The 12,133-nt window shown below is 60.1% G+C and carries 5 protein-coding genes; 3 read left to right on the top strand and 2 right to left on the bottom strand.

The features are described 5' to 3' along the window. Window positions 1-5 precede the first annotated feature (5 nt). Both treS and GSQ80_RS02830 read right to left on the bottom strand, forming a co-directional pair. A complete protein-coding gene (gene treS / locus GSQ80_RS02835) occupies window positions 6-3,362 on the bottom strand; it encodes a maltose alpha-D-glucosyltransferase (RefSeq protein WP_158785986.1) in 3,357 nt (1,118 codons plus the stop codon). A gap of 88 nt (window positions 3,363-3,450) precedes the next feature. Further along, window positions 3,451-5,463, bottom strand: coding sequence for an alpha-1,4-glucan--maltose-1-phosphate maltosyltransferase (locus GSQ80_RS02830; protein ID WP_158785985.1), 2,013 nt, complete (start codon window positions 5,461-5,463; stop codon window positions 3,451-3,453). Window positions 5,464-5,535: 72 nt separating this feature from the next. On the opposite strand from GSQ80_RS02830, the gene GSQ80_RS02825 reads away from it, so the two are divergent. From GSQ80_RS02825 to treZ, 3 genes are all read left to right on the top strand, one after another. Further along, entirely contained in the window at window positions 5,536-7,569 is a 2,034-nt protein-coding gene (locus GSQ80_RS02825) for a glycoside hydrolase family 15 protein (RefSeq protein ID WP_158785984.1), read from the top strand. A 93-nt stretch (window positions 7,570-7,662) separates the two neighbouring features. Further along, window positions 7,663-10,308: a malto-oligosyltrehalose synthase gene (gene treY, locus GSQ80_RS02820; RefSeq protein ID WP_158785983.1), complete on the top strand. Its 2,646-nt coding sequence runs from the start codon at window positions 7,663-7,665 to the stop codon at window positions 10,306-10,308. 48 nt (window positions 10,309-10,356) lie between these two features. Beyond that, the gene (treZ, locus tag GSQ80_RS02815; protein WP_158785982.1) at window positions 10,357-12,126 is read left to right on the top strand and encodes a malto-oligosyltrehalose trehalohydrolase; all 1,770 of its coding nucleotides are present in this window, start codon (window positions 10,357-10,359) and stop codon (window positions 12,124-12,126) included. Window positions 12,127-12,133: the final 7 nt, after the last annotated feature.

The raw sequence follows: 12,133 nt of genomic DNA, 5'->3' as shown, positions 1-12,133 counted from the left end.
AGTGATTATGCGCCGCTGCGTGCGATGGCGAGAAGACCTTCCAGGGGTATGGCCAGCCAGGTGGGGCGATTGTTGAGCTCGTAGAGAACTTCGTAGGAGGCTTTTTCTAGTAGGAGCGCGTTGATGGCGGTGGTGGTGTCTTGCGGGAGGAGCGCGGGGTTGGTCGCGATAGTGGAGGTGTAGGCGTGGAGGAAGGCGGCGGTGACAGCTGTCTCCCAGGCGGAGGCCCAGGCTTTGAGATTGGGGTTGGCGGGGTTGGCGGTTTGGAGGGCGGTGCGGGCGGCGTAGCTGAAGCTGCGGAGCACGCCGGCTACGTCGCGGAGGGGGGATTGTTTCTTGCGGCGGTCGGCGAGGGAGCGCGCGGGCTCTCCTTCGAAGTCGATGATGAGGAAGTCGGCGGAGGTTTTGGATTGGGTGCGAAGGATTTGGCCGAGATGGTAGTCGCCGTGGATGCGGATGCGCTGGCCGAAGCGGTCGGGGTCGCCATTGAGGGAGGCTACGCGGGCGAGGAGGTCGTCGCGGTGGGCGAGGAGTTCGGTGGCGAGGGCGGCGACTTCGGGGGTTAGCGTGGTGGAGGATTTTAGAGCGGATTGGAGGGCGTCGAGCGCGGTGGTGACTTGGTGGTGAATGCGCTCGCGGTCGCTGGCCAGGTCTTCGGGGGTGGTGGGGACGGCGGCGAATGCGGGGTCGTTTGTCGGGGTGGCGAGGGCTAGGTGAAGTTCTGCGGTGCGTTGGCCCAGGAGGGCGGCGGCGTCGAGATAGCTGGCGGCGTGTTGGCGGATGGCTTCGGGAGCGGGGGCGGGGAGGGTGGCGATTTCGGTGAAGAAGCGGTCAAGGTCGGCTAGGGTCCAGGCCCAGCCGTCGCCGAGGTTGGGGGCGAAGGTTTGGAGGAAGGCGAGGGTGGTGGAGTCGGTGGTGAGGTGGAGGTCGCCGAGGTAGGCGGGGATGTGGTCGAAGTGGGCGACTTCGGTAAGGAAGCGGCCGATTTCTACGTCGGGGTTTTCGCCGTTGGTTACGCGGCGGAAGATCTTGAGGATGGCGAGGTCGTCGTAGAGGATGCTGGTGTTGGATTGCTCGGCGGCACCGAGACGGGAGGGAAGGTCGGCTAGGCGCGCGGGGTCGAGTGCTGCGGAGTGGTTGGCGGTGATGTTGGGGATGGAGGGTTGTGGTGGTTCACCCGCCTTCGTCGATGATGAAACTATCGACGAAGATGAGGCACCCGGAGTTCTGGCCGTGTTGATGATGGTGTTGAGGAGGGCGGCGCGGAACGTGGGGCTGGCGGAGGCGTCGATGAGCGCGGCGTTGTCGAGGGAGGTGATGACGGCGTTGGGGGAGGAGGTTTGGAGGGTGGCGGCGTCGGCTTCGGTTGCCAGCGCGAGAGGGAGTTGATAGAGGTCGGTGGAGGCGTCGGTGTAGGTGATTTCGACGAGAGCGATGAGGGAGGCGGCGTCGATGGAGGTGGTGGAGGCGATGCGCGCAGAACGGATGGTGCGAGACTTGCCGCCGAACCAGCGCTGCTTCGCGATGTAGACGGGGAGGGCGCTGTCGAGGTTGGCGCCGAAGTCTTTGAGGACGGAGACGAGGGTGCGCGGCTTTTCGGGTGTGGCGGGAGTTGAGGGGGTTGCGACGGATTCCTGGAGGAGGTCGACGATGGGGTCGGAGGGACGGGCGGGGGCGGGCTGGAGCTCGAGCCAGAAGAAGCTGTAGGGGGCGAGCGTGATGGCGTAGGGCGTTTCGTTGACGATGGGGAAAGGGACGTAGCCGAGCATCTCGACGGGCTGGCGGCCGTTGTACTTAGCGAGGTCCAGGGCTACGGGCTGGGCGAAGCGGGAGAGGTTGGCTACGCAGAGGACGGTTTCACTGTGGCCGCCGGCAAGTTCTTCACCGAGTTCGGTGGTCTCTTTATATTCGCGGATGTAGGCGAGGACTTTTCGGTTTTCGGGGTGGAGGAATTCGAGGGTGCCGCGGCCGAAGACCTGGAAGATTTTGCGCAGCGCGATCATGTTGCGCGTCCAGTGGAGGAGGGAGGACGCGTCGCTTTGTTGGGCTTCTACATTAATCGCCTGATAGCCCCAGATGGGGTCCATGATGACGGGGAAGTAGAGCTTGGCGGGGACGGCTTTGCTGAAGCCGGCGTTGCGGTCGGAGTTCCACTGCATGGGCGTGCGGACGCCGTTGCGGTCGCCGAGATAGATGTTGTCGCCCATACCGATTTCGTCGCCGTAGTACATGATGGGCGTGCCGGGGAAGCTGAGAAGGAGGGAGTTGAGGAGCTCGATGCGGCGGCGGTTGTTGTCGACGAGTGGGGCGAGGCGGCGGCGGATTCCGACGTTGATGCGCATGCGGGTGTCTGCGGCGTAGGCGAGGTTCATGTAGTCGCGCTCGTCGTCGGTGACCATCTCGAGGGTGAGCTCGTCGTGATTGCGGAGGAAGAGGCCCCACTGGCAGTTGTCGGGGATGGCGGGTGTCTGTGCCATGATGTCGGTGATGGGAAGACGGTCTTCCTGGCGGAGCGCCATGTAGATGCGCGGCATCAACGGGAAGTGGAAGGCCATGTTGCATTCGTCGCCATCACCGAAGTAAGGGCGAACGTCGGCGGGCCACATGTTGGCTTCGGCGAGGATGAGGCGGTTCTCGTATTCAGCCTCCATGACAGAGCGGATGTGCTTGATGAGGAGGTGGGTCTCGGGCACATTTTCGCAGGACGTCCCGTCGCGTTCGATGAGGTAGGGGATCGCGTCGAGACGGAGGCCGTCGACGCCCATGTCCATCCAGAAGCGCATGGCATTGAGGACTTCTTCCATGACGCGGGGGTTATCGAAGTTGAGGTCGGGCTGGTGGGCGAAGAAGCGGTGCCAGTAGTACTGCTGGGCGACTTCGTCCCAGGTCCAGTTGGACTTTTCGGTGTCGGTAAAGATGATGCGAACGCCGTCGAACTTTTTATCGGTGTCGGACCAGACGTACATGTTGCGGTCGGGTGAATCTTTGGGGGCGTGGCGGGCGCGCTGAAACCAGGGATGTTGATCGGAGGTGTGGTTGATGACGAGCTCGATCATGACCTGCATGTTGCGCGCGTGGGCTTCGTTGAGGAATTCCTGAAAGTCGGCGATGGTGCCGTAGGAGGGGTTGACGTCGGTGTAGTTGGCGATGTCGTAGCCGTCGTCGCGGAGGGGCGAGGGGAAGAAGGGGAGGAGCCAGAGGCAGGTGACGCCGAGCTCCTGAAGGTAGTCGAGTTTGGAGATGAGGCCCTGGAAGTCGCCGATGCCGTCGGCGTTGGAGTCGGCGAATGCGCGGACGTGGAGCTCGTAGATGATCGCGTCTTTGTACCAGAGCGGGTCGGTGGCGCTGCAGGGCTTCTTCACGTGCGGGTTGCCTCTTGGGTGATTGGCATCTTTGCGGTTGGATGCAGGGCCGAGTTACTCGGGTGGCCGCAGGTTCGAGTATGAGCTATCAGGTGCGGAGGATGCGGAAGATGTGGGCGGTGGCCGTGGGGGTTAGGGAGACGTAGTTGGTGGGGCCGTGCCAGGTGTAGTGCGCTTGGGTGAGGAGGTCTTCTACGGTGTAGGTGGCCTCCCAGGGGAGGTTGAGCTTGTCGAGGGCCAGGGTGATCATTGCGGATTGCGTGTTGAGGGGGTCCAGGTTGACTACGGTGAGGATGGTGTTGGTGTGGTCGGCGGTGGATTTTGAATAGACGATGAGGTTGTCGTTCGGGACGGTGTGGAAGTGGAGGTTTTCGTTGCGCTGGAGGGCGGGGTTGTTGCGGCGGATGTGGTTGAGGTCGGCGATGAGGGGGGCGATGGAGTTGGGATCGGTGCGGTCCCAGGTACGGAGTTGATACTTTTCGCTGTCGAGATATTCTTCGCTGCTGGTCTTGCCGGGTGAGGGTTTCGCTGGGCGGCCTTCCAGCAATTCGTAGGCGGGGCCGTAGATGCCGTAGTTGGCTGAGAGCGTGGTGGCGAGGATGACGCGCTGCCGGAAGATGGCGCGGCGTTGGGCGAGGTCGGCGATTTGAAATTGGGCGTGGAGGATGTCGGGGGTGTTGGGCCAGACGTTGGGCCGGAAGAAATCGGAGACGGGTGGGTTGCAGATTTCTTCGAAGTACTCGGTGAGGTTCGCCTTGGTGGTGCGCCAGGTGAAGTAGGTGTAGGACTGGGTGAAGCCGGCCTTGGCGAGCGAGTACATGACGTGGGGGCGGGTGAAGGCTTCGGCGAGGAAGAGGGCGTCAGGGGTGGTCTTTTGGACTTCGGCGATGCACCACTGCCAGAAGGGGAGGGCCTTGGTGTGGGGGTTGTCGACGCGGAAGACACGGACGCCGCGGTCGACCCAGAACTTGAAGACGTTGTGAAGGGCGTCCCAAAGGCCGCGCCAGTCGGGTGACTCGAAGTTGAGCGGGTAGATGTCCTGATATTTTTTTGGAGGATTTTCGGCGTACTGGATGGTGCCGTCGGGGCGGTGCGAGAACCACGTGGGATGCTCGGTGACCCAGGGGTGGTCGGGGCTGCACTGGAAAGCGATGTCAAGGGCGATGTCGATGCTGTGGTTGCGGGCAGTTTCGACGAGGGCATCGAAGTCGGCGAAGGTGCCGAGGGCGGGGAGGATGGCGGTGTGGCCGCCTTCCGCGGAACCAATTGCCCAGGGACTGCCGACGTCGTTGGGCTCGGGGGTGGTGGAGTTGTTGCGGCCTTTGCGGAAGGCGTGGCCGATGGGGTGGATGGGCGGCATGTAGAGGACGTCGAAGCCCATCGAGGCGATTTCGGGGACGCGGGTGGCTACGTCGCGGAAGGTGCCGTGTTGGCCGGTTGGGCCTGCGGAGCGGGGGAAGAGTTCGTACCAGGAGGAGAAGCGGGCGCGCTCGCGATCGATCCAGAGAGGGAGTTCGGGGGTGTGTTTGGTGGCGAAGCTGAAGTCGGGATATTTCGCGACGAGGGCGATGAGGTCGGGCGTTATTGGGGTGTCGTAGAGGGCGAGGTTGGCGTCGGCGAGGGTGCGAAGGTTGGCGGCGGCGGCGGTGAGTTTTTTTGCGTCGTTACCTTTGGCACGGGCGGCTGCGGCTTCGAAGTGGAGGGCACCGATGCGGAAGGCGAGGGGGATGTCTTGCGCGGAATCGGTTTGAGCAGCGAGGCGCTTTGCGAGGTCGTGGATCCAGGTGTCGAAGTGGTCTATCCAAGCTTCGATTGTGAAGTACCACAGGCCTAACTTGGAAGGATCGTCGGGTGAGCCGGCGAGGAATGTGGCGGTCCAGCGATCGTTGTTGATTTCGGCGAAGGGGACGGCGCTCCATTTGCGCTGCGAGGCGTGGCGATAAAGAAGACGCGCGGCGACGTGATCGTGGCCATCGCCGAAGATGGCGGCGGTGACTTCGACCTGGTCGCCGAGGATGCGCTTGGCGGGATAGCGGCCGTCGTTCACGGATGGCTGGATCTCTTCGATGACGATTCTCTTGCGGCCTTCGCTGGGTTTCATGCGCGGTGCAACTCCTTTGCGATCTATACACATGGTAGTGGATGTGCGCGGGGGTACGACGCCGGGAGGTGGATGTGCATCCAATTGCGTACAACGTCGAAGTACTCGGCAGAGGGTGCTAGCGATTCCACCGTCCCGTTGGTCTCTGGATGGACGGATGCTGTGAGGGTGGGACTGGTTGTAGACGCGTTGTGGAAGACGGGGCTGGCTTGCGCCACGAATTGTTCATTTATTTTTCAAGGATTTTTGGAGGAAACCTTGTCCGGAGGATTTTTCAGCAAGAAGAAGCTGCCATTGCATGGCGCGCAGATTGAAGACTACGCCTTGATCGGGGATTGCGAGACCGGAGCCCTGGTGAGCCGCGATGGATCGATCGACTGGTTGTGCTGGCCGAACTTTTCTTCGGCGGCGTGTTTCGCGGCGCTGCTGGGGACGGCGGAGAACGGGTTCTGGAGGATTCGCCCGGTTGAGGATGTGGTGGAGGTGCGCCGGGAGTATCAGCCGGGGACGATGATTGTCGAAACCACGTTTGTGACCAAGCAGGGAGAGGTTTGTCTGACGGATTTTATGCCGCCGCGGGGAAAGCATTCGGATGTGGTGCGGATGGTGCGCGGGGTGAGCGGCCGGGTGAAGATGCACATGGACATGGTGCTGCGATTTGATTACGGGTTGACGGTTCCGTGGGTGACAAAGCATGGTGACGAGTTGCATGCAGTGGCAGGGCCGGATCTAGCGGTGCTGCGCAGCCAGTGCTTGACCGGCAAACCGGCTGAGTTGAAGGGTGAAGACCTGAAGACGGTGAGCGACTTTGTGGTTCGTACGGGCGATAAAGTTTGTTTCACGCTGACGTATGGAAACTCGTTCGAGGCTGTGCCTGATCCGATCAATCCAGAGGACGCGCTCAAGGATACGCACGACTACTGGTGTGAGTGGACGGACCGCGGCGCGTACAAGGGGCAATATGCGGAGGCAGTGAAGCGCAGCCTGATGACGCTGAAGGCGATGACGTATCGGCCGACAGGGGGCGTTGTGGCCGCGGTAACGGCGGGGCTGCCGGAGAGAATTGGTGGGGAAAGAAATTGGGATTATCGGTTTTGCTGGCTGCGGGATACGTCTTTCACGCTGCTGGTATTGATGCGTGCTGGGTATACGGAGGAGGCGGTGGCGTGGAGGGTATGGCTGCTGCGTGCGATTGCGGGATCGCCGGGTCAGATACAGAGCCTGTACGGCATCAAGGGCGAGAGACGACTGCCGGAGTGGGAGTTGGATTGGCTGCCGGGCTACGAGAACTCGAAGCCAGTACGCATTGGGAATGCGGCCTCTCAACAATTCCAGCTGGATGTATATGGCGAAGTTTCGGTGGCGCTGAGTAGGACACCGGAGGCGGAGAATGAACTGCGTAGTTCGTCGATGGAGTTGGAGGCAACGTTGATTGATCATCTTTGCCATGTATGGACGCTGCCGGATGAGGGGATTTGGGAGACGCGCGGAGGTGCAAAGCACTTTGTACATAGCAAGGTGATGGCGTGGATGGCGCTGGACCGGGCGGTGAAGCGGCATGAACACTTCGACGGAGTTGGTGATGTGAAGCGCTGGCGCAAGAATCGCGATTTGTTGCATACGGAGATTTGCGCGAAGGGATTTAACAAGAAGCTGAACTCCTTTACGCAGAGTTATGGATCGAAGGCGCTGGATGCGTCGTGTCTGCGGTTGGCGCTGGTGGGATTTTTGCCGATGGACGATCCGCGCATTGTGGGGACGATCGAAGCGATTCAGAAGGGCTTGATGAAGGATGGGCTGGTGCAGCGGTATGATCCGGGTAAGAGTTCGGATGGATTGAAGGGCGGCGAGGGAACCTTCCTGGCGTGCAGCTTCTGGATGGTGACCTGCTTGTGGTTGATTAATCGCAAGCAAGAAGCGACCGAGATGTTTGATCGGCTGCTGGCACTGCGCAATGATGTCGGTCTGCTAAGCGAAGAGTACGATGTGCAGGATAAGCGCATGCTGGGCAACTTTCCGCAAGCGCTATCGCATATTGCTCTTACGCACGCAGCGTTTACGCTATCGGGCCAATGGACGCCGGAGCCGTACAACGCGAAAGCGTGATGCAGGGCTGCGATTGGTGCAACCTGACACTCGCATTTTGGGTCTATTAACCGACAGAACTAAACTCATCATGATGTGAGGAGCAGATAAGGTATGAGGCGTGTGCCGGGTTCGACCTACCGTCTGCAACTGCATCGAGAGTTTACGTTCGACGATGCTGCGGCGATTGTGGAGTATTTGAAGACGCTTGGGGTGACGCACGTGTACTGCTCGCCGTATCTGCAGGCGGCGCCGGGAAGCATGCACGGCTATGACGTGGTGGATCATCGCAGGGTGAATGAGGAACTGGGCGGCGCGCAGGCGCATGAGCGCTTCTGCAAGCGGCTGGAGAAGTGCGGGCTGGGACAGGTGCTGGATATTGTTCCGAATCACATGAGTCTAGGCGCGGAGAATAAGTATTGGTGGGATGTGCTGGAGAACGGCACGAACAGCCGCTATGCGAGCTTCTTTGATATCGATTGGAATTCGTCTGAAGAACGGTTGCGGGACAAGGTGTTGGTGCCGATCCTGGCGGAGCAGTATGGGCGGGCGTTGAGCGCGGGGAAAGTGGTGGTGAAGCGCAAAGGCGCACGGTTTACGGTGGAGGCGGCGGGGCAGACATTTCCGGTTTCGCCGGCAAGCCTGTCGATTATTTTGGGAAAGGCCGCGGAGTATGCAAAGAGTGATGCGTTGAGTTTTGCGAGTGCGAGCTTTGCGCGATTGCCGTCGCCTGACTTCTGGGATCGCCGGACGATATTGGCACGGCATCGGGATAAGAAAGTGGTGGTTGGGTTGCTGGATCGCTTGTGCCGTGAGGACGCGGATGTGTCGGAGGCGATCGATCGCGTGGTGAGCGAGGTGAATAGCAGTGTTGACGCGCTGGATGAGTTTTTGTCGCAGCAGTTCTATCGGCTGGCGTATTGGAGGACAGCGGACCAGCAGTTGGGGTATCGGCGCTTCTTTGATGTGAATACGCTGATCGGGCTGAGGGTGGAGCGCGAGTTTGTGTTTGATGAGACGCATGCGCTGATTTTGAAGTGGTTGAAGCAGGGCCTGCTGGATGGTGTGCGTGTGGATCATCCCGATGGATTGAGGGATCCGAAGCAATACTTTGAGCGGCTGCGGGAGCGCGCGCCGGAGGCTTGGATTGTTGGGGAGAAGATCTTGGAGCCGGGCGAGTGGCTGCGCGAGGATTGGCCGATCGAGGGGACGAGCGGGTATGACTTCCTGAACATCGCGATGGGCGTGCTTGTGAATCGCGAAGGACTGAAGAAGCTGGGCGAGCACTACACGGCGTTCACGGGGGACGACTCGGATTTTCCTGGGGTGGCGCACGATAAGAAGATTGCGGTGGAGCAGGAGGCGCTGGGCAGCGATGTGAATCGGCTGACGACGCTGTTTGTGGATATTTGCGAGAGCAATCGAGACCAGCGGGATTTTACGCGGGCGGAGATACGGCGGGCGATTCGTGAGGTGGCGGCTTGCTTCTCGGTGTATCGAACGTACGTGGTGCCGGAGCGAAACGAGATTGGAGAAGAGGATCGCAAGCGAATTCGTCGGGCGATCGAGAGCGCGAAGGGAAATCGAGCGGACATTGACGGGGGGCTGTTCGACTTTATGCGCGACGTGTTGACGCTGAAAGTGATTGGGAAAACAGAGACGGAGTTCGTCAATCGCTTTCAGCAGTTCACCGCTCCGGTGATGGCGAAGGGCGTGGAGGACACGGCGTATTACTGCTGGAACCGGTTGGCGGCGATGAATGAGGTTGGCGGCGATCCGGACTGTGATGGATTTACTTTGGAGCATTTTCATAACTACCAGGTGAGGATGCAGCAGACGTTTCCGACGACGATGACGGCGTTGAGCACGCATGATACGAAGCGCAGTGATGATGTGCGGGCGCGGATGATCGTACTCACCGAGATGCCGGATACGTTTGCAGAGGTGGTGCGGCGGTGGAGCACGCACAATGCGAAGTTTAGAAGTGGCGATCAAATTGACACCGGCACGGAGTGGTTTCTTTATCAGACGCTGGTTGGCGTGTGGCCGATCAGCGAGGAGCGGCTGCGGGAGTACATGCAGAAGGCGATGCGGGAAGCGAAGGTGCGAACGAGCTGGGTCGCGAATAATGCGGAGTATGAGAATGCATTGAGCGGATATATTGACGCGATCCTTGGAGACCAGGAGTTTGTCGCGGAGCTGGAGAAATTTGTCGGTGAGATTGCGACGGCGGGACGTACCAACTCGCTGGCACAGACGTTGATGAAGTACACGGCTCCGGGGGTTCCCGATCTGTACCAGGGCGGGGAGCTGTGGGATTTTTCGCTGGTGGACCCGGACAATCGGAGGCCGGTGGATTATGAGCGGCGTGCTGGACTGCTGAAGGAGATGCAGTTGTTGAAGGTGGGGCAGGTGTTGGAGCGCGGAGACGAGGGATTGCCAAAGCTTTGGGTGGTGCATAAGGCGCTGCTGTTGCGGAAGGAGCATCCGGATTGGTTTGGACCGGCGGCGGAGTATGCGTCGCTGGACGTGGAGGGGACGGAGCGTGAGCGGGTGGTTGCGTATCGGCGCGGGGAGCGTGTGTTGGCGGTGGTGCCGCGGTGGTCGCATGAGGGGAGGGCTTGGGGGGAGACGGCCGTAGATGTTCCGGAGGGGCGGTGGAAGAACCGGCTTACGTGTGCGGTGGTTGAGGGCGGAAAAGTGCCGGTGGGCGAGTTGCTAAGGGATTTTCCGGTGGCATTATTGACGCGCGAAGGCTGAGTGTTGCGCTCACGCGCGGATTACAAAATTGAGAACGAGAGGTAGGAGATGCACAAGTTTGGAGTGTGGGCACCGCGGGCGAAAACAATGTCGGTGAAGTGGCGCGACCAGGTGTTGCCAATGAAGGGGCCGAACAAGCGGGGGTGGTGGACGCTTGTGGTGGAGGATGCGCAGTGTGGTGACACGTATGCATTTCTGGTCGATGATGATCCGATGGCATATCCGGACCCGCGCAGTCTATGCCAGAGGGATGGTGTGCATGGGCCGTCGCGGCTTTACAACCATGAGGACTTTGTTTGGCATGACCAGTTGTGGCGGGGGTCTCCGAAGACGGGGGCAGTGTTGTACGAGCTGCATATTGGGACGTTTAGCGAGGCTGGAACGTTCGATGGAGCGATTGAGCACCTGGATTATCTTGCCGAGCTTGGGATCACGCATATTGAACTGATGCCGGTGGCGGAATTTGCCGGGCAGAGGGGTTGGGGGTATGACGGTGTCGCACTGTTCGCGACGCACGAGCCGTATGGTGGGCCCGATGGATTGAAGCGATTTGTAGACGCGAGCCATGCGCGAGGGCTGAGCGTGATTCTGGATGTGGTGTACAACCACTTTGGGCCGGTGGGGAGTTATGCGAACAAGTTTGGGCCGTACCTGACGAAGAAGCATAAGACGCCGTGGGGCGATGCGGTGAATCTGGATGAGGGTGGTAGCGACGAGGTGCGGCGATTCTTCGTCGACAACGCGCTGATGTGGCTGAAGGATTATCACTGTGATGGATTGAGGTTCGATGCGGTGCACGAGTATATCGATCGGTCGGCGGTGCATTTTATGGAGCAGTTGTCGACTGAAGTGGAGCGGTTGAGTTCGACGGTGGGGAAAGAATTTTATTTGATTGCGGAGAGCGATCTGAATGATCCGCGAGTGATTCGTCCGCGCGAGGCGCATGGGTATGGGATGGATTCGCAGTGGAGCGATGACTTCCATCATGCGCTGTTTTCGCTGCTGTACACGAAGGAGATGGATCGGGGGTATTACGGAGATTTCGGGAAGCTGTCGGATCTACACAAGGCGTTGAAGCATGCGTATGTGTATGACGGACAGTATTCGAGTTACAGGAAGAGTAAGCATGGGAGATTGGCGGAGGGTTTGTCGGCGCACCATTTTGTGCACTTCGATCAGAACCATGACCAGGTGGGGAATCGGGCAAAGGGTGAGCGGCTGGAGCAGCTGTGCGGGTTGGATGCTGCGAAGGTCGCGATTGGATTGGTGTTGATGGCGCCGTATGTTCCCATGCTGTTTATGGGCGAGGAGTTCGCTGCGTCGACGCCGTTCCAGTATTTTGCGGATCATGAAGATGACGAGATGCGTAAGTTGGTGGCAGAGGGGCGAAAGCGCGACTTTGCGGTGTTTGGATTTGGCGACGAGGTTCCGAATCCCGAGGAGATCGAGACGTTCGAGCGATCGAAGTTGAATTGGAGTGAGATTGGCGAGGGTAAGCATGGGGAGATGCTGGCGTGGACGAAGTCGCTGATCAAGCTGCGGCGATGCACGGTGGCGTTGAATGATGGGAGTATGCAACATCTGCTGGTGTCGAGTGACGAGGCGCGGCGGACGCTGGTGATCGTGAGGGATGAAGCGCGGATCGTAGTGAATCTGGGGGAGGAGCCTTACCCTTTTGATTTGCTGGAGGGGGAGAAGCTGACGCTGGTTTCGCGCGACGGGGTGGCGGTTGCGGAGGGGAAGATTGAGTTGCCCGGGATGACGATCGCGGTGTTGATGTCGACGACCGAGCAGGCGGAAGACCGCGAGGTGCATTAGACGCTGC

Origin of the sequence: Granulicella sp. L46 (assembly GCF_009765785.1) — a bacterium.
Taxonomy (GTDB): Bacteria; Acidobacteriota; Terriglobia; order Terriglobales; family Acidobacteriaceae; genus Granulicella.
The sequence above is the reverse complement of the archived record's forward strand: the minus strand, read 5'-3'. Positions and strand labels throughout refer to the sequence as shown.